The sequence below is a fragment of the Brevibacillus laterosporus LMG 15441 genome, assembly GCF_000219535.2.
Classification (GTDB): Bacteria; Bacillota; Bacilli; order Brevibacillales; family Brevibacillaceae; genus Brevibacillus_B; species Brevibacillus_B halotolerans.
The window spans coordinates 4,402,501-4,426,461 of sequence record NZ_CP007806.1; the positions used below are offsets into that span (position 1 = coordinate 4,402,501).

Annotated in this window: 24 protein-coding genes (1 of these 24 only partly in view); 7 read left to right on the forward strand and 17 right to left on the reverse strand. The window is 40.7% G+C overall.

Translation table 11 applies throughout. From position 1 onward, the window contains the following. The 4 genes from BRLA_RS19335 to BRLA_RS19345 all read right to left on the reverse strand — a co-directional run. A protein-coding gene (locus tag BRLA_RS19335; RefSeq protein ID WP_003334730.1) for a GNAT family N-acetyltransferase crosses the window boundary here: on the reverse strand, positions 1–343 show its beginning. The gene continues 554 nt to the left of window position 1, outside the view; the window shows 343 of its 897 coding nt (coding positions 1–343); the start codon lies at positions 341–343; its stop codon lies off the left edge, out of view. A 173-nt stretch (positions 344–516) separates the two neighbouring features. After that, positions 517–1,110, reverse strand: coding sequence for a fatty acid metabolism transcriptional regulator FadR (locus BRLA_RS19340; protein ID WP_003334729.1), 594 nt, complete (start codon positions 1,108–1,110; stop codon positions 517–519). Positions 1,111–1,373: 263 nt separating this feature from the next. Then, positions 1,374–1,514, reverse strand: a complete 141-nt coding sequence (locus BRLA_RS24405; RefSeq protein ID WP_003334728.1) for a hypothetical protein — start codon at positions 1,512–1,514, stop codon at positions 1,374–1,376. 83 nt (positions 1,515–1,597) lie between these two features. Continuing rightward, on the reverse strand, positions 1,598–3,220 hold the full coding sequence (locus BRLA_RS19345) for a long-chain fatty acid--CoA ligase (RefSeq protein ID WP_003334727.1): 1,623 nt from the start codon (positions 3,218–3,220) through the stop codon (positions 1,598–1,600). A 191-nt stretch (positions 3,221–3,411) separates the two neighbouring features. Between BRLA_RS19345 and BRLA_RS19350 the strand changes: the two genes are divergently transcribed. From BRLA_RS19350 to BRLA_RS19365, 4 genes are all read left to right on the forward strand, one after another. Then, positions 3,412–3,759: a DUF952 domain-containing protein gene (locus tag BRLA_RS19350; RefSeq protein ID WP_003334726.1), complete on the forward strand. Its 348-nt coding sequence runs from the start codon at positions 3,412–3,414 to the stop codon at positions 3,757–3,759. 33 nt (positions 3,760–3,792) lie between these two features. Further along, a complete protein-coding gene (locus BRLA_RS19355) occupies positions 3,793–4,254 on the forward strand; it encodes a YiiD C-terminal domain-containing protein (RefSeq protein WP_003334725.1) in 462 nt (153 codons plus the stop codon). A gap of 44 nt (positions 4,255–4,298) precedes the next feature. Next, complete coding sequence (locus tag BRLA_RS19360; RefSeq protein WP_003334724.1) at positions 4,299–6,440, forward strand: PAS domain S-box protein; 2,142 nt, start codon at positions 4,299–4,301, stop codon at positions 6,438–6,440. A gap of 269 nt (positions 6,441–6,709) precedes the next feature. Next, positions 6,710–8,509, forward strand: a complete 1,800-nt coding sequence (locus BRLA_RS19365; protein WP_003334723.1) for a PAS domain S-box protein — start codon at positions 6,710–6,712, stop codon at positions 8,507–8,509. Between the two features lie 137 nt (positions 8,510–8,646). Here the strand turns inward: BRLA_RS19365 and BRLA_RS19370 are convergent, their stop codons facing one another. From BRLA_RS19370 to BRLA_RS19400, 7 genes are all read right to left on the reverse strand, one after another. After that, on the reverse strand, positions 8,647–9,276 hold the full coding sequence (locus tag BRLA_RS19370) for a SurA N-terminal domain-containing protein (RefSeq protein ID WP_003334722.1): 630 nt from the start codon (positions 9,274–9,276) through the stop codon (positions 8,647–8,649). Positions 9,277–9,455: 179 nt separating this feature from the next. Then, a complete protein-coding gene (locus BRLA_RS19375) occupies positions 9,456–9,629 on the reverse strand; it encodes an aspartyl-phosphate phosphatase Spo0E family protein (RefSeq protein WP_003334721.1) in 174 nt (57 codons plus the stop codon). A 241-nt stretch (positions 9,630–9,870) separates the two neighbouring features. Next, positions 9,871–10,890 (reverse strand): phosphotransferase, encoded by a 1,020-nt coding sequence (locus BRLA_RS19380; protein WP_236867718.1) that lies wholly within the window; start codon positions 10,888–10,890, stop codon positions 9,871–9,873. A 91-nt stretch (positions 10,891–10,981) separates the two neighbouring features. Next, complete coding sequence (locus tag BRLA_RS19385) at positions 10,982–11,758, reverse strand: polysaccharide deacetylase family protein (protein WP_003334719.1); 777 nt, start codon at positions 11,756–11,758, stop codon at positions 10,982–10,984. A gap of 24 nt (positions 11,759–11,782) precedes the next feature. After that, on the reverse strand, positions 11,783–12,802 hold the full coding sequence (locus tag BRLA_RS19390; RefSeq protein WP_003334718.1) for an aromatic acid exporter family protein: 1,020 nt from the start codon (positions 12,800–12,802) through the stop codon (positions 11,783–11,785). A gap of 146 nt (positions 12,803–12,948) precedes the next feature. Beyond that, positions 12,949–13,689 carry an SIMPL domain-containing protein gene (locus tag BRLA_RS19395; RefSeq protein WP_003334716.1) on the reverse strand — a complete coding sequence of 247 codons (741 nt, stop codon included), beginning with the start codon at positions 13,687–13,689 and terminating at the stop codon, positions 12,949–12,951. A gap of 114 nt (positions 13,690–13,803) precedes the next feature. Further along, complete coding sequence (locus BRLA_RS19400; protein ID WP_003334715.1) at positions 13,804–14,802, reverse strand: LacI family DNA-binding transcriptional regulator; 999 nt, start codon at positions 14,800–14,802, stop codon at positions 13,804–13,806. A gap of 213 nt (positions 14,803–15,015) precedes the next feature. On the opposite strand from BRLA_RS19400, the gene BRLA_RS19405 reads away from it, so the two are divergent. Continuing rightward, positions 15,016–15,792, forward strand: a complete 777-nt coding sequence (locus tag BRLA_RS19405; protein WP_003334714.1) for a Cof-type HAD-IIB family hydrolase — start codon at positions 15,016–15,018, stop codon at positions 15,790–15,792. 62 nt (positions 15,793–15,854) lie between these two features. On the opposite strand, the gene BRLA_RS19410 is transcribed toward BRLA_RS19405, so the two are convergent. Continuing rightward, entirely contained in the window at positions 15,855–16,415 is a 561-nt protein-coding gene (locus BRLA_RS19410; RefSeq protein ID WP_003334713.1) for a hypothetical protein, read from the reverse strand. 80 nt (positions 16,416–16,495) lie between these two features. Then, positions 16,496–17,287: a DeoR/GlpR family DNA-binding transcription regulator gene (locus BRLA_RS19415; RefSeq protein ID WP_003334712.1), complete on the reverse strand. Its 792-nt coding sequence runs from the start codon at positions 17,285–17,287 to the stop codon at positions 16,496–16,498. A gap of 207 nt (positions 17,288–17,494) precedes the next feature. On the opposite strand from BRLA_RS19415, the gene BRLA_RS19420 reads away from it, so the two are divergent. Next, positions 17,495–18,589 (forward strand): carbohydrate kinase, encoded by a 1,095-nt coding sequence (locus tag BRLA_RS19420; protein WP_003334711.1) that lies wholly within the window; start codon positions 17,495–17,497, stop codon positions 18,587–18,589. Continuing rightward, positions 18,586–19,506 carry a pseudouridine-5'-phosphate glycosidase gene (locus BRLA_RS19425; protein ID WP_003334710.1) on the forward strand — a complete coding sequence of 307 codons (921 nt, stop codon included), beginning with the start codon at positions 18,586–18,588 and terminating at the stop codon, positions 19,504–19,506. The genes BRLA_RS19420 and BRLA_RS19425 overlap by 4 nt, the downstream gene beginning before the upstream one ends. Before the next feature lie 133 nt (positions 19,507–19,639). On the opposite strand, the gene BRLA_RS19430 is transcribed toward BRLA_RS19425, so the two are convergent. The 4 genes from BRLA_RS19430 to BRLA_RS19445 all read right to left on the reverse strand — a co-directional run bounded on the left by BRLA_RS19430 (position 19,640) and on the right by BRLA_RS19445 (position 23,921). Further along, positions 19,640–21,097, reverse strand: coding sequence for a YfcC family protein (locus tag BRLA_RS19430; RefSeq protein WP_003334709.1), 1,458 nt, complete (start codon positions 21,095–21,097; stop codon positions 19,640–19,642). A gap of 99 nt (positions 21,098–21,196) precedes the next feature. Further along, complete coding sequence (locus BRLA_RS19435) at positions 21,197–21,529, reverse strand: prenylated flavin chaperone LpdD (protein ID WP_003334708.1); 333 nt, start codon at positions 21,527–21,529, stop codon at positions 21,197–21,199. 40 nt (positions 21,530–21,569) lie between these two features. After that, positions 21,570–22,247 carry a copper homeostasis protein CutC gene (locus tag BRLA_RS19440; RefSeq protein WP_003334707.1) on the reverse strand — a complete coding sequence of 226 codons (678 nt, stop codon included), beginning with the start codon at positions 22,245–22,247 and terminating at the stop codon, positions 21,570–21,572. A gap of 228 nt (positions 22,248–22,475) precedes the next feature. Then, complete coding sequence (locus BRLA_RS19445; protein WP_003334706.1) at positions 22,476–23,921, reverse strand: PTS transporter subunit EIIC; 1,446 nt, start codon at positions 23,919–23,921, stop codon at positions 22,476–22,478. Positions 23,922–23,961: the final 40 nt, after the last annotated feature.

Genomic DNA, 23,961 nt, shown 5'->3' on the forward strand with positions numbered 1-23,961 from the left:
AGGTAGCAATGTCTATATTTAGTTCCTCGTAAATGCTGAGCAATTCTTTCATCATCAGCTTCCCTATTCCACGTCCACGCCACTCTGGTTTGACTGCCGTTCCGCCATTCCAGGCCACCTTTTTCCCTTTGATCATACGCCAACTGGTTAGAATAAACCCGATAGGCTCCTCGTCCTTACATGCTACAATAGATAAATCAGGAGAAAGCTCATCCTTACCTAAACGTTTCAAAAAAGAATCAGTATCAACCTGAATATCAACGAAATATTCAGAAAACCCTGCGTTCCAAAGCCGCACCGCTTCGTCAAAAGTCAGATGAGTCAGTCGTTTAAAAGTAATCATCTTCATCCCCCTTTAATCAATCATAAGCTACTTCAAAAGAAACGATGCTTCTAAATTTGTAACTCTTGCACAAAACAAGTTTATTCTCTCATTAGATTCTTCTTCATTCAATAAAAGCCGAATAAAAAAACTTATTTATCAAAAAAATCAAAATAAAATTCACCCGCTTCGCTTCATGCCTGCTGAACTACCCCACAGCCCCGGCTTACAAATTGATACACACTATCGGTAAGCTCCATGAGATCGTAATTTTGATCGTTCATGACCCAATTCGTCATCAAATCATCGACAACGCCAAAGACCATTCTACGAGTTACTTTAATATCCAAGAGTGGGTCGAATTCTCCATTCTCAATTCCCAGCTTTAATATCTTATCAATCATGGACAGATAATCTTTTAGAATCTTGTTGATTGTGCGCCGTACCTCTTTATCAGAATGCCTTAATTCTAATTGCGTTACCATCGCAAAATGAGGATTATTCGAGAATCGTGAAAAATGACCTTCTACAAATACTCGCAGCTTATCGGTCGCTTTGCTCGCCCGATCTATATCAGGAGACATTTCTTCTAAAAACTCTGTAATTTTATCTTCAAATAACGACAACAAAATGTCTTCCTTATTTTTAAAATATAAATAAACAGTACCGTCAGCAACACCAGCTCTTTTAGCAATCTTTGAAACGTGAGCCTGTTGAAACCCGTTTTCGGCAATAACGACAGTGGCAGCTTCTATAATCTTTTTATATTTCGGTTTTAATTTCCGCACGTTAACCCCTCACCTATTGATCCTGCTATTTATCAATCTCCCATTATTTTAGCCTATCATAACAGGCCTATCCCAACAATGCTTATTACATGCAATGCCAAAGGACCAATATCCCCTAGAACCATCCTAACTTTATACCCTATACAGCAAATCCTTGAAAGCAGACAAAGCTCTATAAAGGTACGTTGCCCGATATGTAGGAAAAACCAGAAATACAATAAGTAAAAAGTCTTCTCCTGAATGCAGAGAAGACTTTTATACAACTATAGTAAAATGACATAAATAACCCCAAACAAACTGACTATACCTAATCCAAATAGTAGAGCAATTCCTTGAAAGTCCAAATTCTGTTCCTTCCACCAAAGCTGCGCATATCGCTGACACTGACAGCGAATCCACTCCATAGACAGTCCCCCTTTCTCTCAACATATTCATTAGAGAAAAAGAAGGGCTAGACGTTTAACTGATAACGTACACCTATCTTTCCTTATGCTTGCGGTTCCTTAGCATAATGGTCAACTATTTGCTCACGTAACGCTCGTTTTAAGAATTTGCCTACAGATGTTTTTGGAATCTCTTTTACAAATAGGACATCATCTGGTAGCCACCACTTGGCAAATTTAGGTTTCAAATAGGCAAGCAGCTCTTCCTTTGAAACGCTTTGTCCTTCTTTTAATACAACGCACGCGATTGGTCGTTCTCCCCATTGCGGATGAGGTACACCCACGCAGGATGCCTCCGCTATAGCCTCATGACCCATCAGCGCATTTTCTACATCCACAGAAGAAATCCATTCTCCCCCACTCTTAATTAAATCCTTCGTGCGGTCAACTAGCTTCACAAATCCTTCTGCATCTACAGTCGCTACGTCTCCCGTATGTAGCCAGCCATCTTGGAATGTTTCTTCACTCCGCTCATCTTTATAATAGCTATCCGCAATCCATGGGCCACGAATTAACAGCTCGCCCATCTCTTTACCATCCGCCTTCACTTCTCCATTCGCCCCCACTATCTTCATCTGAAGGCCAGGAACCAATGTTCCCTGTTTGCAGAGGAAATCTAATTTTTCTTCCTCCGATAAATTTTCCTCCTGATAGCTTTTTAGCTTAGAGCAAGTAACTAACGGGCTGGTTTCCGTCATCCCATAGGCAACATAGAAGGGGATATTAAATTTTTTACGATACCGCTCTACTAAACTGCGAGGAGAAGCAGATCCACCGCAAACAACGGCTCGCAAACTGGAGGTTTCATATCGGCCATTCTCCAATTCCTGTAAAAGACCTAACCAAATCGTTGGCACTCCGGCTGTAATGCTTACTTTTTCTGTTTCAATCAAATCAGCTAAAATCTGAGGCGTAAAGCGCGGTCCTGGCATCACTTGCGTACAACCAAACCAAGTGGCTGCAAAAGGGAAGCCCCACGCATTTACGTGAAACATTGGAACTACTGGCATTGCGATATCTTTTTCAGCTAATCCTAGTGTATCTGCTAGCCCTATAGACATAGAGTGTAATACAATTCCGCGATGAGAATAGATAACGCCCTTTGGGTTCCCTGTAGTAGCGGACGTGTAACACATGCCTGCTGGATCTCTCTCTTGGATGTCAGTTGGATATTGATAGGAAGGGTCTGCTTCTTTTAATATCTGTTCATAGGAATAAAGAGGTTGTAGATTTGAGGCAGGCAATTGATCGTGATCAGTCATCAGTACAAATGCCTTTACAGTGTGTAAGTGATCTTTTATCTGCTCGATTAAGGGAAGAATGTCATCGTCTATCAACAGAACCTGATCTTCTGCGTGATTAATGATATAGATGATATGCTCAGGAGATAAGCGGATATTAATGGTATGCAATACCGCCCCCATACTAGGAATAGCGAAGTAGGCTTCTAAATGTCGGTGGTGATTCCACGCTAGAGTTCCTACTCGTTCCCCGCGTTTAATACCAAGTGTTTCAAGCGCACTGGCCAAACGTCTTGTTCTTTCTCCAATCTCCGTGTAGGTAAATCGATAGATACCAGTAGATGTACGTGATATTACCTGTTTTTTGCCAAACATTTTTTCTGCTCTTTCCATCATAGGCGCAAGTGTTAATTGTGCATTCATCATCGCAAACTCCCCCTATTCTATTTACTTTTTGGGACCGGAGCTCTTCTAGTTGCACGAACCGCCTGCAAATGTTTGCTTCTGAATATTCATTCTTGCTCATTCTTGTTTTTCCTTTCCCAAGCCTTAAAGAAAGTTGTAGAATAGTACAGATAAACAATTGTATATTTCTACCACAAAGGAGAATGTCAGCTATGGATATGATCGTTAAAATTTCTACAGAACAGCAATGGAATACTGCCCAAGAGCAAGGTACATACCTACATCCATCCCTAGACACGGAAGGATTTATTCACTGCTCTACTCCGGAGCAATTCGAAGGTGTTGCTAATCGAATCTACAAAGGACAACAGCATCTGCTGCTCTTAGTGATTGATCCTACTCGGCTTAGCTCGGAATTAAAATATGATCTAGCGAAAGACGGACAATTGTATCCACATATTTACGGTCCTCTTAACCTAGATGCCGTCATTCGAGTAATATCGTTTTCATCTGACAAAAAAGGATATTTTTCCCTACCTGCCGAACTCTCTTCCTTGTAATGAAAGTAAAGTTATAAGAAGGGAAGTGTCAAAATGAACCCCGTTCAAAAATTTTTTGTCAAGCAAGTACCATTTGCCCAAACAATTGGAGTTACCATCACACAATCATCACCTGGTGAAGCATGTGCTAGGCTCCCTTTTTCACCTTCTAATGTAAATCATGTCGGCACCATACATGCTGGTGCCCTCTTTACATTAGCTGAATCAGCCGCTGCTGCTTCCATTTTGTCCACCTTTTCTGACTTAGTTCCTCATATTCTGCTACTAGTAACCAAAAGCTCTGTCGAATACTCTGCACCAGCTCAAGGTGATATTGTAGCGGTAGCTTCTATTTCCAAGGAGACAGAACAACTGGTTCGTAACACACTTAATCAGCCCGGCGACCGGATACGTTTTACAGTACACACGGAAATCAAGCGAGAAGGAGCCGATGAAATAAGTGCATTGGCTCAATTTGAGATGTATATAAAACGTAACGAAGTCGATAGACAATAGGCTATCAACGTTACTAACACTGGATGAGACAGGTCGTGAATGATATGAATTTATTTTCTTCCGGTAACGATACGTTATTTCAGTCACTTATTGCCGAATCTCCGTTAGGCATCATTAGCGTAGCGGATACTGGTCACATCCTTAGCTGCAACCATGCAGCCAGTAGCACGTTTGGCTACCGGGAAGAAGAGATCATCGGCAAATCTTTTCCTATTTTATTTCCAACCATTCATGGATCTACCTTTCATTCTTTATTCCAGCAGGAAAACCAATCTATTCCCACGTACAATCAGGAATGGATTGGTCTACACAAGAATGGAGCTAGCTTTTCCATAGATGTACACACAACAATCATCACAAATAATACTCCACGAATTCTTGCTATCTATATTAAACAAAATCAGGCCCAGAAGTCTGACCTTTATCAATCCTTGTTTGAGCAAAATCCTTTCCTTGTATACTCTACAGATTTGCAAGGCAGAATTTTCAGTTTAAATCATGCGAGCGAACAGATTTTAGGCTACTCCGCACATGAATTAATCGGCCGTTCTTATCAGGATTTAATGATGTTTGAGGAAGATCGCACCGCTGAGAGTATCCGATTCCGGCGGGTTCTCCAAGGCGGACATTACAAACTAGAAATCCCCTTTTGCAATAAACAAGGACATCTTGTCTACATTTGCCTGATCAGCTTTCCTAAAGTATTTGAGTCACAGGTAGTAGGTGTCTATTTTATGGGATTCGATATTACCGCTAGAAAACAAACAGAACGCGCTCTCATGATGGCTCAGGAAGACTTAAAAAATACGCTTCAGATGCAAAAAGGCATGACCTTTAAATTCATTAAGTCTGGCAAGGAATTTATTTATACAATGGCAGATGGCGAATTGCTGTATCGTCTAGGTCTAACACCAGAATATGTAGTAGGCCGACGTATGCAGGACGTCCTCCCTTATTTGCAAAGTAAGCGAAGCTACTACGAGAGGGCTTGGCAGGGAGAGAGTGTTACCTACGAAGAAAATGTAGTAGGTGTCTGCTATGTAGCCTCCTTGCGTCCAATTGTCCGCAATGATCGTGTAGTCGAGGTAATCGCTTCATGCATTGATATAACGGAACGAAAAAAAGCAGAGGAAGAGCTACGTTCAACTAAGGATTTACTGGAATCTCTGTTTACCAACTCAACGGATGCGATCTATGTCTTAGATTTAGATGGTACTGTGCTACGAATTAATCGAGCTTTTGAAAAAATGTATGGTTGGAGTAGTGAAGAGGTAATTGGTCGACCTTTGCATGAATTTTTGCCAAATGATTCTCAGCAAATGATCTTTGTTTGCCGTGATAAGGAAGAAAATAATTACATTACCAGTTATGAAACACATCAAGAGCGAAAAGATGGTAGCAAGCTCTATGTCAGCCTGAGCTTATCTCCTATCCATGATGTAACTGGAAAAATTGTGGGAACAGCAGCTATTTCCCGAGATATAACAGAACGAAAAGCAACCGAGCAACTCCTGCTTAACTCTGAAAAATTGTCTGCTATTGGTGAACTAGCTGCTGGGGTAGCCCATGAAATTCGCAACCCTTTGGCAGCGTTACGCGGATTCGTACAATTGCTCCGTTCATCCGTAAAGGATTATCAGCCTTATTTTCAAATCATGCTGACGGAATTAGATCGTATTAATATGATTGTTAGCGAACTATTAGTTCTTTCAAAGCCACAGGTATTACGTTTACAACGGAAGAGCCTACAGCAACTGTTAACCAGCGTTGTTTTGCTGTTACAAACACAAGCCATTATTAGCAACGTCCAGGTGCTATTGGATTTTGGTGATGATGATCCTTATGTAGAATGTGAGGAAAACCAATTAAAACAAGTTTTTATCAATTTACTTAAAAACTCATTAGAAGCAATGGATAATGGTGGCATTATTCAAATTACGGTAAGTACAAAAGAAGAAAGTACTTATATTCAAGTAGTTGATCAAGGCTGTGGAATTCCCGACGAGCTTATCTCTCAGTTAGGTCAACCGTTCATCTCCACAAAAGAAAAAGGCACTGGGTTAGGATTAATGATTACACAAAAAATCATTAAAGAGCATCGTGGTAATTTGTCGATTAGTAGTGAAGTGGGCAAAGGTACAACCATCACAATCCGATTACCGCTCGCTCAATCCTCCAGCCTCTAAGAAAATAGCGGTCAAACTAACTCGCTTTCATGCCAGAATTACAAGCTTTTTTGGTGTTTCCTCTATGATCAATGAATTAGAGCCGATTTCGCCAATCTTGTAAGAGTAAGAGGAACGGCTCTTATTTTTAACATCCTTCTAATAATTAATCAAGAACAAGTATTGAACAAAAGGCTTCCATGACTTAAAGTAAAGATAACGTTTTCCTTTTTTATACTCAAATGGAAGAGTGTGCTCCAGTTTTTTAGAAGGTAGGGTGGTTTTTTTACATGAGTAACTTGAAAGCTCTCCCGTTCTTTTCCTCTGTATCGCATCAGGATATTCTTGATCATCTACCAACAGGAGTCATTCAGATCGATAGTAGAGGAATCATCGTTTATACGAACCATGTTTTACTCCAATGGATAGGGTATGCTGAAACCGAATTGATTGGTAGGCCGTTGCAAGAGTTTTTTCCTGATTTTACATTAAGAGACTGCGAAGAAGAGGCATCTCCTGTTGAACAGCATTATGAAATTAACACGATAGATAACGGCTCTCTTTATGTCAAAGCACTCATTCAATCCTACAGAAAGCAGGGCCAAACGACTCATCTCCTCCTTATTAGAAAGTTAGGCAAAAAAACGAAGTGGCGTAGAATTTTCGAAAAGTTCAAACAAAGCAACTCACACCTTTCACCTGATGATGCTTACATGACCCTAGATATTACAGGAGATTTTCGAGATGTCAACGAGAAATGTAGTGTAATAACCGGATACACGGAATCTGAATTATTACAAAATAACGTCTATGACCTACTACATCCTGATTATTGGACTGAAGCAAACCATATCTATGAACACCTTCAAACAGGGACTCCGTTTGCAACTACTCTTTCCATCCGGCATAAAAAGGGACATCCCGTGTGGCTACAGGTTATGTTTCTTCCCTTGCTTGCCTTCGATAAAACCGTTGGGATGCACGGAATCGCAAAAGAATTTTCACACGAGCATATGTTAGAAGAAGCGTTATGGGAAAGCCAGCTTAAGTATCAAATTCTAGCAGATTATACTTCTGATCTCATCACTTTTCTAGATTCACGCGGTAAAGTAGTCTTTGTTTCCCCCTCTCATGAAACGATATTCGGACATCCTCTGCAAGACTACTATCAACAACACCCATTTGACTATCTGCATCCTGATGATATCCCTCATTTGCGCAAATGGTTTCATCATATATATGAAACAAAGCAAGTAGATGCTGATCCTATAGAATTACGGGTCAGGAATCATGACGGACATTTTCTCTTCATTCGTAATTCCTGTATTCCTATGCTTAGTAAAGACGGAAACATTCTGGGCTTTGCCCTCATCGGAGAGAACATTCATCATCAAAAACAAACCGAGAACCTTTTACAACAATCAGAAAAGCTTTCTCTGATTGGCGAATTGGCTGCGGGCATAGCTCATGAAATTCGTAATCCGCTTACGGCACTGCGCGGATTCACCCAGCTTTTGCAGACCCATCCTGAAGACAGCAATAAATATACAGACATCATGTTAAAAGAATTAGATCGCATTCATTTTATTGCAAACGAATTATTACTGTTAGCTAAACCACAGGGATACCAATTAGCGCCAAATGATATCTGCTCCTTATTGCAGGATGTAATTACATTATTAGAATCGCAAGCTATATTAGCTAATGTCACGATCTCTACTCACTGGGAACCGGATATCCCCTCTCTTCTCTGTGAACCCCGTCAGTTAAAACAAGTATTTATCAATATCATCAAAAACAGTGTAGAAGCCATGCCCGCTGGAGGTTGTATTCATATTGAAGTAACAAAGCTAGAGCATCATGTAGTAATCCGCTTTTCTGATGAAGGCTGTGGTATACCTCTGTCTACATTAGAAAAAGTAGGCAAACCATTCTATACAACCAAAGAAACCGGAACTGGGCTTGGTCTTATGGTTAGTTCCAAAATTATACGTGAGCACAATGGTACTCTTCAGCTACGCAGTGAAATGAATCAAGGAACTACCATTGAAATTACTTTACCCTACATGCCAGAAGTAACAAAGGAATGATAGAAAACGTGGGTTCTCTCCTTTTCGAAGACAGGAGCCTGATCCTAGCCCTGCCCTTGTATCGTGTTATTATAAAAAAATCACTCCCTAGTCCATATAAATTAGGGGAGTGATTTTGCTTGCGTCGAAACGCCGTTTTACTTCTTCGCGTCTTCCTCGAAGACAGGTTGTTCAATTTTACTGATGTATTTAATATCTGCATTTTTCACTAAAGTATGAATCCATTGATCAAAAAACTCTTTTTTGTGCTCGCTCATTGCCTTCTCTTTTACTTTATCTTTTACATTCTCATAAACAGCGTTATCACCAAATTCGGATTTATGCTGTTCAAAATATTTTTTTATTTCTTCGTCTTTCAATGGAATAGATGTAGCAAAGGCCTTCTCGGAAAGCTCGCTCATCTCCAAATCCTTACGCATGTCTGCTTCTGTAATTTTCTTGCGTTTTAAGAACTCTTCAAATTCTTCTTTCGTTCCCCAGCTTTTCTTAATCTGTTCTACTTCAGCATCTATCGCTTTTTGGTCAACTTGTACCCCAAGCTTTTCCGCTTCTTGTCTTATAACAATTTCTTTGATTGCATTTTCCATAACCTTTTGCTGACCTTTAGGGGTAAAGCCATTAATGACACGATCTTTTGTTATTGCCTCTCCGTTAACAGTAGCTACTGCTGGTTCTTGTGTTTCCTGCTTACCTGTCACACCTAGTATAACTAAACCTACTACTAGAATTGCAATAGTAAGCATGGTTACGTCAAATTTTTTCATCATTCTACTCCTTTTGCCATTCTATACTTTCCTTCCTAGTCTTCACCTAGTGTAACATAAAAGAAATAAGAACTTGTGTAAAAAATATGGAATCCTTGTAAGAAACTCAAACAAAAAACAACCTAACCGTGTCAGGTTGCGTAAACTTCTCCTGTTATGTTTTCTTAGGAAATACCGTAATCCTACGAATGACGACGTAGCAGTTGAAGTTGAACAATGTAGGTATCTAGCTGCTGGCTGATATGTACTACCCGCGAATCGACAAAATTACCTTTTTCTTTATAAGCTTGAATCATATCCGATCTTAAAATTTCGATTGTTGACTCTAACGTTACTTCTTCCATAACACCCTCCACACTTATACTTTCCTTACTAAGTATAGGTATGTTTCCAATTCTTTACTAGTAAAACCTTTCGACTTTCCATGTAAAACCATGCGAGAGCTTGTCATAATTACTCGTATTTCACTAATCAAAAAAAGTTTATCGATTGTTCCTTACCTATTTTCGAGAGAAAGCGCCAGCATTTCCTAATAAACAGACACTTTCGACACTTTCCCTCTCATTGCTTCTATTATCCCAATATATCCCAAATAAATCAATCTATTAATTGTTTTAAATGCTCGCTTCGATCCCACTCTTTTTGTAAAAGTTCCTCTAGATCACTAACAGACCCCTTTTTATACAGATCGTGCTTAACCATTCTTCTGACTCCATGCGGAAAAGCTAAGTCATGATACATGATCCACTGATCCGCTTGGGATAAAACATTATTAGATAAATATTGGTCTATTAAAGTAGTAAAAGCTTTTCTGCTCCATCTAGCCTGTTTTTTTACAAGCAAATTAACCAAACGTTCCAAATCCTTAGAAGGAAAATCATGACGTGTAAATTCCCAATCAATCACCCAAAATTGCCCTCGACGCTTAAAAACATTTCCCCGATGAAAATCCCCGTGACAAATCCACTGTTCACCAACAGATCGGTATTTCAAATTAGCATAATAACTAGACCTCTGTAATGCTTGGTAAATCTCATAACCGGCCATCTGAAAATAGGGGAGATACTCGCACATCACCTGTTTTCGTTCCGAGGAGCTGTTCTTGTTTTTTTCATACCAGCGTTTCAAATAATACAGACCTGATTGATAGTGTTCATTCCAAGTATCCAATCCCATGTATTTTGGGCTCATGGGGGTGCTAAAACCATATGATGCACGATGCAACTGCCCTAATAAAACACCGCGCTCCCATATATTTTCTACGCTGGTCTCTCCCATGTCCGGATCAGTAGATGGATCACCATAAATGTATTGTTGCATTAAATAATATTGATTGTTCCAGATAAAATAGCGTTTTCCATCAACTGTAGGTAAAACATTTGGAATAGAAATACCCGTACTCCGAATTTGATCCTCTACTGCCAAGATAAACTGCAATCGTTCCTCATCCAGAATGATCCTCTTTAGGACGTAGTCTCCCTTTGACGTTTTCAAATGGATTACGATCGTTCTTCCCGTATCATGCAAAATATCCGTTTCTAGGATTTGCATACAATACGTATGTTCCACGGCTTTCCTTAACTCCGTGTTCAAAAGAATCACATCCCATCTGTTCATTCTCCTTCATCATACGCCGGGGGAATAAGAACGGATGGTAAAATGGACGAAAATAAGCACCCATTTTTCTTTTTAAAAAACTCTCCATCACTTAACGTGACAGAGAGCTTAAAAATGTAAGATGTGTAGTTGGCATTGGCTTGGGTTGAAGCAGAGCTTGAAGGGAAGCTTTAGGATGGATCTCCATGCGACGAAGAGTATGCATTCCTTGCTTTGGAGTTGTCTTACTCGGAACAGTGGTAAATGCCATCTTATATCCCACTTCACGTACCGTTGGCAGCATGGCACGATTAAATCCTCCGTATGGATAAGCAAGAATGTCTATATTTTTATGTAGTTTAGCCTCAAGCATGGCCTTGGACAGAGCTAATTCCTGATAAACAACATCAGGCGATAGCTTATCTAGGTGAGCATGCGTCATTGTATGTGATTGAAAATCAATTAAACCACTGTTGTGCATTTCCTTTATGTGATCCCAAGTCATAAAGGAAGGTCTTCCTACTGATCCAGCTGTAACAAAAATTGTCGCTTTTTGCTTATATGCCTGAAAAATAGGATACGCAATCAGATAATTGTCATCATATCCATCGTCAATTGTGATCACTACAGACTTGTCAGGCACCTGCTTACCTTCATTATAGTATTGAAGTAATTCAGTTGCTGTCAGAGTCTGATATCCTTCGTCATGCAACCATTTCATTTGTTCCTCAAACTCTCTAGGAGGTACACAATAGGGATTATCCGGCTTATCCGCAATAGAATGGTAGATCAATACAGGAATACCCTTCATTGAATATACAGCTCCTACAGAAGCTGGAAGCATGATTATTAATGCAATTACTTGCAAAAATAAAATTGTTTTCTTCATCAAAACCTCTCCCATGGTTAAAAATTACTCTTTCTGTTTGGCTTTCGCTTTTGCTTTCCCCACTTTTAACCGTGCATGCATTCGTTCCAGTTCTCTCTCTGAACGAATGTAATTATGTTTGAGCAATAGATATTGTTCAATTTCACTTAACAAATAAAAGAGCGAGGCCCTCACTTCAAATTCTTCACGTGTAACAGGCAAAGGCTCTTGGCGTACACGTTCTCTAATTTCTCGAATGCCATCTAAATATACATATGACGTATTGCCTGGATGTATTTTTACACTCAGCTCATCGAGAAAATCAGCAATCTGTTTTCCCTGAGGAACCTGTAAAGAGAGGCCTGAAACAATAGGAAGCATTCTCTCTAAAATATCGAATTGCTTCTCCCGTATACCAAAATAACGATAAATGGTTGATTCAGGTCGCAACAAATTATTTTCAACAATCAGTAAGGAAAGCTCTTTTGCTTTTTTTATCAAGACAGGTGTTTCTACCATTTCTGACCCTGGCCATCCATCTTCTCCATGACGTAAATAGCCTGCCAATTCCTTTAAAATCACAGAGAAGTTTTTTTCTACTTTTTGCTGAAGCTCCCATAATTCCTTATCTTTGTTAGGCATATATAAATTCATCAGGAGCCCCATTCCTATACCGATCGTAACCAATTGTAATTCATTCCATAAGAAGCTCCAGCTTAAATCCTGCTTCAAATAGATATGTAACATAATAACGCAGCTGGAAATAAACCCCTCAATTACACGTAAGCGTACTAATGTCGGAATAAAGATCAACATCATCATCGTGATTGTGAAAGCATGAAATCCAACCCATTTAAAAAACAGAAGGCTGAAAACCATGGCGACTAAGCATGCGATAAATCGATCAATGGAAACGCTAAGCGAACGCTTTCGCGTAATTTGAATGCATAGGATCGTTAATGTACCCGCTGACGCATAGAACTCTAGTCCAAGTAATTGAGCAAGAAAAATTGATAATCCAGCACCAATTGCTGTTTTCAGTGTTCGGTAACCAATATACGGCATTTATTGCCCCCTTTCTTCCTCTTCTCCTCACTATACTATAAGCTTTTTCCTTTATTTGAAAAAGGACAGAAAAATCTTTTTTGAGGAAATAAAAAAACGGAGTGACAGGTAACGTCTCCTCCGTTTGGCATTTCGATTCGATAATCCTACTCAATTTCAAACTGCACCGAAACAGTTGTTTCTACTTTAATTTGTCCAGGAGCGATTGAACTACCCTTAGCTGCTGAGTCCTGCATCGATAATTCATTTTTCGCTAGGATATAGGGACGTTCTACAACATTGCTCTCTGAAATGGTCAGTACTTTTTTCACTGTCACTCCAGATGCCTTGGCTAGCGCTTCTGCTTTAGCTTTTGCATTTTGAACAGCTAGTGTTAAGGCTTGCCCTTCATATTTGGCTTGTTTATCTGTACTTAACTGAACGGAATCAATTCGATTAGCTCCGGCTGCTGACAGCTTATCCAACAAATTACCAATCTTATTTAGATTTCGATATGTTACTTTTACAATATGCTGGCTTTGGTAGCCTGTCAGGACAGGACCCGCTTTATCCTCGTAATTGTATTGTGGGCTAGTTGCAAATTGAATGGTTTGAATTTCTTTTTCAGATAAACCCTCCTGATTCAGCACCTTTTCCACTGCAGCAAAAATTTTTGCATTCTTTTCCTGTGCTTCCTTTGCTGTTTTCGCATTCGTCTCTACTCCTACTTGGAGATAAGCCACATCCGGGTCAATAGAGATACTACCTACTCCTGTCACATGAATGTTTCGAATAACCTGTGCCTCTTGAGCATGTGCGGCAGGTACAGCAGCCAAAAAACTTCCACCTGTTAACAATCCAAGTGTCAGAAATGACGCTACTACTTTATTCATTGCTTTTTTTCTCATGATTATTGCCACCTTTCACTCATGCGCTCACTATTTCAGCATTCTGCCAATATACGCATTATCTGAATACCTGCTTTGACGAACCTATTGTTGAATTCGTTTCAACAGAAAAGATCACGCACTGCCACGTATGATAAACTTCAACGGTAGCTCTACTTTTTTAGTGACAATTTTTCTCTCCTTTAGCTTGTTTCTCCGCTCAAGAATCTGGTCGATAAATAATTGAAAAGCGACCTTGCCTGCTTCAAAACTAGGTACATTCATCGTGGTTAAATCAAGAATGCTCGCCAACGGTAAATTATCAAAGCCAATAATAGCCAAGTCCTCAGGAACACGCCATCCTAGTTTTTTTGCTTCTGTTATCATACCTGCTGCTGGCAAATCACCTGCAACCATAATTGCTTGTGGACGTTCCTTTAGCCGGGCTAATTGCTGCACAACCTGCGAACCATCCTCCATCTGATAGCAATTTTCAAAAATCCATTCTGGTCGAACAGGTTCTTTCAAGTCGCCAATCCCTTCTAAATACGCCTGCATACGTTTCTTTCCGTTATGAGTGCCGCTTGTCCCAAGAGAAAAGCCAATTTGTCGATAGCCTTTTTCCACTAAATAACGAAAGCATTCCTGCGTTCCCCTGTACCGATCAACATGTACATAAGAGATGACTTCACTGTCTACTTTTTCGCAAGCAACGATCGGTCCGTAGGAAGCATACGACTCTACCATCTCCCATTTGCCTTTTCTGGAAACAATGATCACTCCATCTATTTGCTTGGATTTCAGCATATCCAATACGCGCTTCTCTTCATTTTGATCATAATTGGTCTGGCATAAAATTAATCGGTAATTATTCAGCAATGCTTGTTCGGCAATTCCCTCCAGCACCATTCCAGCAAAGGGATGATTGACAAACGGCAATAGAACCGCCACCATTCCTGTCCGCCCTTTTACTAGATGAACAGCGTTACTATTTGGCGAGTAATTAAGCTTATGCACAGCATCCCAGACTGCCTGACGCTTAGCTTCCTGCACATAGGGATGATTGTTAAGAACGCGTGAAACAGTTGTAATCGAAACACCTGCTAGCTCGGCTATCTGTTTTATATTAGCCATGTGTCATCCCCCCCTCTCTCCATTTTAAAATAAGCTGAGAATAGTTGCCATGTTCACATAGCTTGAAGAGAATCTGAAGAATTCTCTTGACCTGAAATGCTTTTCATACTGTAAGGTTTATCTTGTTAGTACCATCTGGTGTCGGCGTGACCGTTGGGCGTTACGACATAGTGGTATCCCTTAGATCAACTAGAAAAAGCGGAGGAAATTTACGTGGAGAGAAAAATCGTGTTTTTTGATGTAGACGGAACCTTACTTACTGAAGATAAGCAATTACTGACAAGCACTCGCGATGCGGTACGTCGATTGCGTGAAAATGGAATCTATACTGCTATCGCTTCTGGTCGTATGCCTAAGCAATTAGAAGACATATGTAGAGAATTAGACATTCATTCTTATGTTTCCATAAATGGTCAATATGTTGTATTTGAAGGCGAAGAAATCTATAGTAATCCAATAGCGATAGAGCAGCTAACAGATTTAACTGATCTTGCCAACAAACACGGTCATGTCCTTACTTATGTAAATCATGAAATGCTATGCGCCAACCATCTTAACGATCCTCTTTTGGACGTAATTTATGGTGAACTACAATTGGCTAAGCCTTCTCTTGACCCAGACTTTTACAAGCAAAATCCAATTTATCAAAGCATTATCTTCTGCGCACCTGAGCTTGCTAAGGAGTATATGGAACGCTTCCCTCAATTTGGCTTTATTCATTGGCATGATTATGCCTTAGATATTATTCCATTGGGCAGCTCCAAAGCAGTCGGCATCCAAAAAATGCTGGAACACGGTCATTTTTCCCTTGAGCACACCTATGCCTTTGGTGATGGCTTAAACGATCTAGAAATGCTGGAAACCGTTGGACATGGTGTAGCCATGGGCAATGCCGTTTTGGAAGCAAAACAAAAAGCTCGTTATGTAACAGCAAGCTGCAATGAGGATGGGATTGCCAAAGGTCTCTCTATGTTAGGATTACTAGACTAATTGATTAAAAAAAGCTTCCTAAAAAAGCCGTTTTCTCTTTATACAGAAAACGGCTTTTTCTCCTATTGTCTTGTTACCTGTTTTATTTTATCCATCATCTGATTCGGTGTAAGTCCGTTTAATTCAGAAATTCCAGATCCCTCTAGAGCCACCGTTTTGCCCGAAAAAACAGGGTAGATTCCTTGCCATTTTTCTACGGTTGTGAAGGTATTGGAATCCATTTTTTTTAAGAATAAAAAATATTCACCATCCCCAAGTGCCCCTGGATACTGTAAATTTAAAGGGTCTCCTGCCTCAGGCTTAGGTTCCAATCCATAAAATACAAGCCGGACTTGTCTCCCTACGCTCCCCTTCAATGTTGCTTTTACTTGAAAGGTTTGTGTATATTTGACAACTTTTCTTCCTTGTACAGTTTGATCCGTCGCTTGTTCATGAACAGCCTCCAATGCTGTGGCACGAATGATTGCCTGAGAAGCATTGGTTAGTTCCTTGACAGAACTAAATTTTATTTCATTTTGGATCACCTGTACGTGCTGTGCCTCCTGAATAGATCTCCCCGTATCTGGACCCCATTCTGTGTATCCGATCATTAATACCGTAAGCATCCAACTGCTGTACCACATGTTGTGCCTCCTGAACTTCATGTTTGCTGTTATTATGTGTTAGGACAGTATGAATATATACGATAGTTCTGTGTAACCGGTTACACCCTAGAAGCATTTACCCATTGAACCTGCCATTCTTGATATTTATCTGCCCATTCCTCAGGTATTTCGCTATCACAAATAACTGTCTGAATGTCTTTTATATCTGCAATCTTATAAAAAGTCTGTAATTCTAATTTATCCTGATCACACAGCACAATGCATTCCTTTGAATTCTCCATAAATTTGCGAACCAAAAAAGCTCGTTCGGCATCATGATGGCTCATTCCTTTTTGTAAGGATAATCCATCTACACACAGGAAAGCTTTATCTGCATGGAAATATTCCATCATTTTTTCTGTCATCAAGCCGCATACACGTGCATGCTTTTGATGGACCTTTCCACCTAAAAAGTAGATATCTCCTGTAAATTCGTCCTTTTTCTCCTGAAGAAAAAAGGCTTGCAGTAATCGCACAGAGCAAGTAATGATCGTCACGTCTTGTTTTTCTAATAAGTAGGGCAACATATATAGTGAAATGATCCCATCATCTAGAGCTACACTTTCACCATGCTGCACCAAATTTGCTGCTACCTGTGCAATATCTTTTACGCTGCTATAACAAACTTCTGAGTCGTCTTTATAAGAAAGTAGCTCGATGTCTCCGCTTACTTTGACAGCTCCCCCATACACCCGCCTGAGCCTCTGCTCTTGTTCTAGCTCTTCTAAATACCGACGTACGGATTCTGAAGAGACTTGTAGCTTTTCTACTAGCTCAGTTGTTTTTACTTTTCCTTCTTGTTGTAGTAGTTCTAAGATGAGCTCCTTTCTTTCCTCTCCCACTAATGACACACGAACCGCCCCTTTTTCGCCTCTTTTTGCTATTGTAACCCAACTTTTGTTTTTCAGATAGACTTTTGCTTAGATCATGGAGAAACTCTTACTAAAAATAGCCGACAAGCACTTTTGTAAATGTTTTCTCCTATCATACTTGATAAACAAATACTTTACAAACTTTTGTTTAAGTGATAAACTTTTGTTTGAAAGGAGGAGTGTCACATGGATAAAGAACAACAAATCTTGCACTATATCCGTTTGAATCCCTTCATCAGTCAACAAGAATTAGCCAATAAAATGGGAATTTCCCGCTCAGCCGTAGCAGGGTATATTGCCACTATGATGAAACAAGGCCAAATCAAAGGAAGAGCCTACATTTTAAAAGAAGAAGCTTCCATCACTTGCCTTGGGGGAGCCAATCTGGATCGCAAAGCTCGCAGCAAACAACAAGTCAAACTGCACTCTTCCAATCCAGTTAGCATCTCTCAATCATGTGGAGGGGTAGCCCGAAACATTGCTGAAAATTTGGGACGCCTTGGTTGCGTTACCTCTCTTATTACTAGCGTAGGCAATGACAAAGAGGGTGAATGGGTTCTTGCAGAAACCAAACAGCATGGGGTAGATGTTAGTCAATCCTGGATGCTTTCCTCTGAACAAACGGGTACCTACACAGCGCTACTAGATGTAGATGGTGAAATGTTCGTTTCCCTAGCAAACATGGATATTTATGAAAAAGTAACAACTGAGATGATCGCAGAGAAATGGGCTCATATCGTCGCTTCCGACATTGTGCTTCTAGATACGAACCTCCCTGAGGACGTGTTGGCATACATGATCAAACGCTGTCACGATGAGAACATTACTTTGTATATTGATCCAGTCTCTTCAGCGAAAGCCAAAAAATTACCCGAATCTCTCATGGGCGTCACAAGTATTTTGCCTAACCAGGAAGAAGCTGAGATTCTTTCTGGCATGAAGATTAACAATGTAGAGGATGTAAAAACAGCTTGCCAGTTCATTCGCAAACGCGGCGCTCTCAATGTCATCGTAACCATGGGTGAACAAGGTATTTTTGTTTCTTCCCCTGAACACGAGGTTTTACTTCCACCATATCCAGTGGATGTTGTAGATGTCACCGGTGCTGGTGATGCCTTTGCCTCAGGTCTGTTGCATGGTGTTCTACACGGTGAAGAGCTTTTAGACGCTTGTCGGTTAGGCCTTGCTGCATCAGCTCTGACATTGGTCACAGAACAATCTGTCTCTCCCGAATTACAGCCGGAAAAACTATATCAGTTCGTAAAGGAGAATGCACAATGAAAAACTACTTAACTTTTACTGAAGAGGTTGCACATGCTCTAGAAAATAAATTACCGATCGTCGCTTTAGAAACAACCATTATCTCTCATGGCATGCCGTATCCGCAGAACATGGAGATGGCGAAAAAGGTTGAGCAAATCATTCGCGATAACGGTGCTGTGCCAGCTACGATTGGTATCATGGATGGTAAAATTAAAATTGGTCTTACTGATCAAGAACTAGAAGAATTCGCTACTAACAAATCCGTCGAGAAAGTAAGCCGCCGTGATTTCCCTTATATCCTTGCATCAGGTAAAATTGGAGCGACCACTGTTGCCGGCACGATGATTGCTGCTGAACTAGCTGGAATTGAAATGTTTGCTACAGGTGGTATTGGTGGGGTTCACCGCGAAGGAGAGGTTACGTGGGACGTATCTGCTGACCTAACGGAATTGGCGAATACTAGCGTAGCTGTAGTATGCGCAGGTTGCAAATCAATCCTTGATATCGGACGTACATTAGAATACTTAGAAACCCAAGGGGTACCAGTTGTTGGTTACAAAACAGACGAATTCCCTTCCTTCTACTCCCGTAAGAGCGGCTACGGCGTTGACTTTACATTGGACACGCCTGATACAGTAGCTTCCGTGATGGATACAAAATGGAAGCTAGGTATGCAGGGCGGAATGGTCATCTCCAACCCTGTACCAGAAGAATCTGCTCTTCCATACGATCAGATTGAAGCAGCGATCCAACAAGCACTTGCTGAAGCGAAGGAAAATAATATCGCTGGCAAAAAAGTAACACCATTCCTACTTTCAAAAGTAAAAGAACTAACTGCTGGCAAAAGCTTAGAAACGAACATCGCACTTGTATACCACAACGCAGAGGTAGCAGCTAAGATTGCCGTTGAATACAAAAAGAAACAAAAGAAATAAGTTATCCACATCTAGTTAAATTTGTTGTAAACCATCTTGTTATAAACTCCTGACTATTTTAAAAAGGCAGTTCCAAAGTGATTTCTCTTTTGGAACTGCCTTCTTTTTATGTTAATAGCCTATTTATAATTCATTAGTAAGGACCATATCCAATGAACTGTGCAACAATGATAGCGATTCCCCCAACGACTATCTGCAAGCCAATTAGAGGCATAATCCATTTAAACCAGCGAATCCATGGAATTTTGGCTAAGGCTAGTCCAGCCATAAAATATCCAGAGGTAGGCGTCACAATATTAGTAAAGCCGTCTCCCAATTGAAAGGCTAATACGGCGGTCTGACGAGTGATACCCACCAAGTCAGCTAAAGGAGTCATAATGGGCATTGTTAGTGCCGCTTGCCCACTCCCCGACGGGACAATCACGTTTAACAAGCATTGCAGAATAAACATGCCCGTAGCTGTTAAAGAGGAGGGTACTTGCTGAATCGCTTGAGCTGAATAGAACAAAATCGTATCCATTACCTGCCCCTCTGTCAGAACCAGCAAGATCGCCCGGGCCATCCCAATGATTAGTGCCCCTTCTAATAAATCTGCTGCTCCTCTCATAAAGCAAGTAACAAATTCATTTCCACTCATACGACAAATCAAACCAGATACCAACGCTAAACATAAAAAGATGGTGGCAATCTCCGAAATAAACCACCCTTGCTTGATGACACCAAAGGCAATTGTACCTAATGTCAGCATAAAGCTAAGCAGAACAAGCTTGTGCTTCAAGAGAAATATTTTAGGGTCCTCACCCTTTTGATTTTTTGCAGCCTGCAAAGTAGAAGTCGCAAAATGACTATGATTCATCTCTTTACCAAAGCTATTCTCCACAAAGAAGCCTTTAGACGGATCTCTCTTCACTTTCATCGCATAACGATATACAAAGGTAACACTAACGATGTATAGAACCACGAATAGCCCAATTCGAAAGCTCATGCCAGAGAACAGTGGAAGCTCTGCTATCTTTTGAGCAACACCTATAGTAAAAGGATTAATAAGAGCGGTACTAAAACCGATTTGGGCCCCTACTAGTACAATCGCGGCGCCTGTAATGACATCAAAGCCTAATGCCAAAGCCACCGGAATAAGCAATGCTAGATAGGGCAGGGTCTCCTCAGCCATCGCCATTAAAGAACCGCAGACGCCAAAGAATAGCATCATCAGTGGAACGAGCCACTTTTCCTGATTCCCCAATTTACGTGCCATGACTACTACCAAAGCTTCCATTGCGCCAGAATATGTAATAATTCCATATGTTCCTCCGACTATAAGGACAAAGAATATAATGTCGGCAGTCTCTACCATCCCTTTATGAATACTAATCAGTGTATCAAATGGATGGACAGGCTCAGATGGCAGAAAGTGAAAGCTAGCGGGATTGATCACGTTGCGCCCATCAACTTCAACGCGGGCATATTCTCCAGCAGGTACTATATACGTAAGTACAGTTGCTAATAATAAAATGCCTAGCAACAAGACGAAGACGTTTAATTCTCTAGGATGCTTGCTTCCTCTTTTCATCTTGAAAAATCGTGCATTCATGTAAAACAAAATCCCCCTTTCGCATCCGTCTATTATAACGTGAAAAAAGGAACTAACTTTTTTCAGTTCTATGACAGTTGGAAAAAGGGGGACTACTACCTATTTTGTTTCTCCAAAAAGCTCTTCATGCATCGCTTCACGAGCTGTCTTTACTGCCAGCATGATTTCTTCCTTGCTGGCTTGATCTATATGAATGCCTACAATAGCGGTAACTGTGCATTTTTGGTGTTCACAAGCTAGACTTGCACATTCAAGCGCCAATTGATCTTCCTTATGACCAGGTAAAGTGATAAGCTCCACTTTTACCTGCTCATCCTGCCAATAAGCGGTCGCAACTGCACCAATATGTACCACTCCCCCACCTATCAGGTAGACGATATCATCCCCCATCATCTGTCGACGCACTTCGATGTTAAACGGTCGTTTCTTCATTATGTTAACCCTCCCTCTGTCTTTATAGCTTTCATCCGTTTCATTTATTCTTTACTAACGCTACTAATTGGGTATCGACTGGTTTCAACGCTTGTCCATCCTGCCTTACTCCCGTGCCAAAATGAACCTCCCTAACACCTGTTTCTTTTACAAAATCAGACACAGTCTCAATGGTTAAGCCGGCGCCCGCTAGTATGGTTACGTGTGTAGAAGCAGTTCGCTCTACCAACGTTTTCATCTGATCTACTGCTTGCAGGGCGCTTGACTTGCCACCAGATGTTAGAATGCGATCAATCTGTTTATAATGCAGCAATTGTTCAAGCGCTGCTACTTGATCCTCTACCTCGTCAAATGCCCGATGGAATGTAACATGCATATGTCCTGTTTCCGTTAATAAAGTCTCTAATGCTCGAAAATCAATGTGATGATCTGGCGTTAAAGCTCCCAGAACCACACCTGATGCACCAAGTTCCCTGATAGTTTGTATATCTTTGAGCATCACATCTATGTCGTTTGTCGTATAAACAAAGGATTGACTATGAGGACGCACCATCACATGTACGGGAATTTTCACCTGATCAACTACATTTTTTATGAGACCGTAGCTAGGGGTAAGTCCTCCTTCCCTAATACCTGTGATCAACTCCAATCGATCCGCTCCGCCTGCTTCTGCTCGCTTTGCATCATCTAGCGTAGTTGCAATTACTTCGAGTATCATGCTACCTTCACTCCCTTTTGGTACGCTTATTGGTTTATTCCTTCTACTTTAGCATGGTAATTGACTACTATGCATCAAAAACGGCAAGAGTTCAACGACTTACCTTTTATCATTATGTAAGAGATGGCTTCGTTCAAACCATGCATGCACCAGTTTATAAAGAGATAAAAAGAGAAGGCAGGACCCTTATCGGATCATGCCCTCTTTACCGTGCTATTTTTATGATGATTATAGTTTTTTAATCTCATCTTTTAAAATCTCGGATTGTGTACCAAAAACAATTTGTACACTACCTTGACCTAAGCGCATCACACCTGCTGCACCTAGCTGCTTCAAGGCTGCATCATTTACCTTTTGGTCGTCGTTTACTACTAAACGCAGACGAGTAATACATGCATCAATGTTCTTGATATTTTCTTTTCCACCGATATTTGATAATACTTTTTCTGCTTTATCTCTCATAGCCTCATTGGTTTTAGCCGTATTCCCATCGGCCGCTGCTGCGAAATCATCTTCGCGGCCAGGCGTTTTCAGGTTCAGCTTCTTAATCATGATACGGAACAAGAAGTAGTAAAGGACGAAGGTAGCAAGACCAATCGGCCAAAGCAGAAGTGGTTTTTGCGACCATTTAAAGTTAACAACGTAATCGATCAAACCAGCCGAGAATCCAAATCCTAGTCGTACGCCTAATTCAACAATAATAAAGGCAATGGCTCCTGTTAAAACGGCATGGATACCATATAGTAATGGAGCAGCAAACATGAATGCAAATTCTACTGGCTCCGTGATACCTGTCAAGAACGCCGCGATTGCTGTACTTAAGAAGATAGAAGCCACCGTTTTGCGGTTTTCAGGCTTCGCTGTGTGAACGATTGCAAGTGCGATCGCCGGCATCGCAAACATCATGATTGGGAAGAAGCCTGTCATAAATAGTCCGGCAGATGGATCTCCCGCAAAGAAGCGATTCAAGTCACCTTTTACGATTTCACCAGCCGCATCTGTAAACGTTCCAATTTCAAACCAAGCGATCGTATTAATAACATGGTGCAAACCAAATGGAATTAGTACACGGTTCGCGATACCAAAGATACCACTACCTACAGCCCCCATACTTACAACCGTATTACCAAATGAATTAAGCGCCTCTTGGACAGGACCCCATACAAGACCAAGCAGCAAACCTAACACGACCATGGTAGAGGATGTAATAATTGGAACAAACCGTTTACCACTAAAGAAGCCTAACCAATCGGGAAGCTTGATATTGTGGTACTTGTTGTAGAAGTAAGCAGCCAAACCACCGGACATAATACCGCCTAGTACGCCCATGTCCAATTTCATTGCATCGTCAATGAAAGCGAATGCAGGTGGAACCGCTTTCAATACATTAAGTAAAACCAATTGTGCAATTACTGCTGCTAAAGCGGCAACTGCGTCTCCTGCCAAACCAATGGCTACCCCGACAGCAAAGATTAAAGGTAAGTTATCAAAAATAGCAGAACCGCCTGCTTTCAGGAATGGAGCGATGTAATGATTTAAAAATTCACCAGTGGTGCCCATGTTAAAGTCTTTAACATAGTCGATCGCTCCAAAACGTAGCAATAGAGCGGCAGCTGGCAAGGTTGCGACCGGAAGCATCAAAGCTTTACCAATCTTTTGAAGAAAAGCCAACATATCATTTCCTCCTTTTGAAGTTATATATGAGCAGTGAAAC

Bases quoted from the DNA above. Each gene is read 5' to 3' on its own strand.
- BRLA_RS24405 (WP_003334728.1), bottom strand. From the start codon at position 1,514: ATGGAGTGGATTCGCTGTCAGTGTCAGCGATATGCGCAGCTTTGGTGG.
- BRLA_RS19345 (WP_003334727.1), bottom strand. From the start codon at position 3,220: ATGATGAATGCACAATTAACACTTGCGCCTATGATGGAAAGAGCAGAA.
- BRLA_RS19350 (WP_003334726.1), top strand. From the start codon at position 3,412: ATGGATATGATCGTTAAAATTTCTACAGAACAGCAATGGAATACTGCC.
- BRLA_RS19355 (WP_003334725.1), top strand. From the start codon at position 3,793: ATGAACCCCGTTCAAAAATTTTTTGTCAAGCAAGTACCATTTGCCCAA.
- BRLA_RS19360 (WP_003334724.1), top strand. From the start codon at position 4,299: ATGAATTTATTTTCTTCCGGTAACGATACGTTATTTCAGTCACTTATT.
- BRLA_RS19365 (WP_003334723.1), top strand. From the start codon at position 6,710: ATGAGTAACTTGAAAGCTCTCCCGTTCTTTTCCTCTGTATCGCATCAG.
- BRLA_RS19370 (WP_003334722.1), bottom strand. From the start codon at position 9,276: ATGATGAAAAAATTTGACGTAACCATGCTTACTATTGCAATTCTAGTA.
- BRLA_RS19380 (WP_236867718.1), bottom strand. From the start codon at position 10,890: ATGAACAGATGGGATGTGATTCTTTTGAACACGGAGTTAAGGAAAGCC.
- BRLA_RS19385 (WP_003334719.1), bottom strand. From the start codon at position 11,758: ATGAAGAAAACAATTTTATTTTTGCAAGTAATTGCATTAATAATCATG.
- BRLA_RS19390 (WP_003334718.1), bottom strand. From the start codon at position 12,802: ATGCCGTATATTGGTTACCGAACACTGAAAACAGCAATTGGTGCTGGA.
- BRLA_RS19395 (WP_003334716.1), bottom strand. From the start codon at position 13,689: ATGAGAAAAAAAGCAATGAATAAAGTAGTAGCGTCATTTCTGACACTT.
- BRLA_RS19400 (WP_003334715.1), bottom strand. From the start codon at position 14,802: ATGGCTAATATAAAACAGATAGCCGAGCTAGCAGGTGTTTCGATTACA.
- BRLA_RS19410 (WP_003334713.1), bottom strand. From the start codon at position 16,415: ATGTGGTACAGCAGTTGGATGCTTACGGTATTAATGATCGGATACACA.
- BRLA_RS19420 (WP_003334711.1), top strand. From the start codon at position 17,495: ATGGATAAAGAACAACAAATCTTGCACTATATCCGTTTGAATCCCTTC.
- BRLA_RS19425 (WP_003334710.1), top strand. From the start codon at position 18,586: ATGAAAAACTACTTAACTTTTACTGAAGAGGTTGCACATGCTCTAGAA.
- BRLA_RS19430 (WP_003334709.1), bottom strand. From the start codon at position 21,097: ATGAATGCACGATTTTTCAAGATGAAAAGAGGAAGCAAGCATCCTAGA.
- BRLA_RS19435 (WP_003334708.1), bottom strand. From the start codon at position 21,529: ATGAAGAAACGACCGTTTAACATCGAAGTGCGTCGACAGATGATGGGG.
- BRLA_RS19440 (WP_003334707.1), bottom strand. From the start codon at position 22,247: ATGATACTCGAAGTAATTGCAACTACGCTAGATGATGCAAAGCGAGCA.
- BRLA_RS19445 (WP_003334706.1), bottom strand. From the start codon at position 23,921: ATGTTGGCTTTTCTTCAAAAGATTGGTAAAGCTTTGATGCTTCCGGTC.